This is a genomic window from Candidatus Hydrogenedens sp. (assembly GCA_035361075.1).
Classification (GTDB): Bacteria; Hydrogenedentota; Hydrogenedentia; order Hydrogenedentales; family Hydrogenedentaceae; genus Hydrogenedens.
On the sequence record DAOSBX010000069.1, the window covers coordinates 1 to 928 of the forward strand.

Genomic DNA, 928 nt, shown 5'->3' on the forward strand with positions numbered 1-928 from the left:
ATTTCCTAAAATGCTCATGCGGAGTAATACTAAAAATCCCTCCCAATTACCAAGGTAAAATAATTTGTCCCCGTTGTAGAACAACCCACAATATCATAAAAAACCCTTTACATAAATAAAATCCCATTAACAAATCATTAAAAAGGTTTCTATAGATCCATTTTTGCAAGATTTATTAAATATGCTAAATACAATAATGGCCCTATAAAAATTGATTCTAAAAATTTTGGCATATATAATTATAGTATGTGTTAAATAAATAAATCTAAGGAGGTTAAAAATGAAAAAGATATTGTGTTATAAGGGTCGTGTTCTATCATTGTTATTCCTTTTGATTATGATGTTAACAGGCATAACTGTAGCCTCAGAATTGCAGAATAAATTTGTATATTCTTTGCCTGAGGAAAAAAATTTAAGTAAATCATTAACATTAGTTACTGTTCCATATTTAATCGGTACTGACATCTATTCAGCTTATGAAGAATTACAATTATTAGGATTCTATAATATATATTTATTTTATGATTATTCTGATTCTGTCCCTTATGGTATTGTAATGGACCAAACACCTATAGCAGGCAGTTTAGTATGGGAGGAAGATGACATATATTTATTAGTATCATTAGGTCCATATTCTTATGAAGGTGAGGGTTATATAGAAGGTATCCCTGAAGGAGTTGTTGAAGGCTTTGTTGAAGGCATGCTGGAAGGGATACCAGAGGGGATTATTGAAGGCTTATTTGAGGGCGAAGGAGTGGCCGAAGGTGTAACAGAAGGTGTTACGGAAGGTATTCAAGAAGGTGAAGGAGTTATTGAAGGCTTATTTGAGGGCGAAGGAGTGGTCGAAGGTGTTACAGAAGGAGAAGGTATAATAGAAGGTGTTACGGAAGGTATTCAAGAAGGTGAAGGAGTTATTGAAGGCTTATTT

General features: G+C 33.0%; 1 protein-coding gene. It reads left to right on the forward strand.

The window, feature by feature from the left end; translation table 11 throughout:
* Window positions 1–280 precede the first annotated feature (280 nt).
* On the forward strand, window positions 281–928 hold a 648-nt coding region (locus PLJ10_13250), incomplete at its 3' end, for a PASTA domain-containing protein (protein HOK10612.1).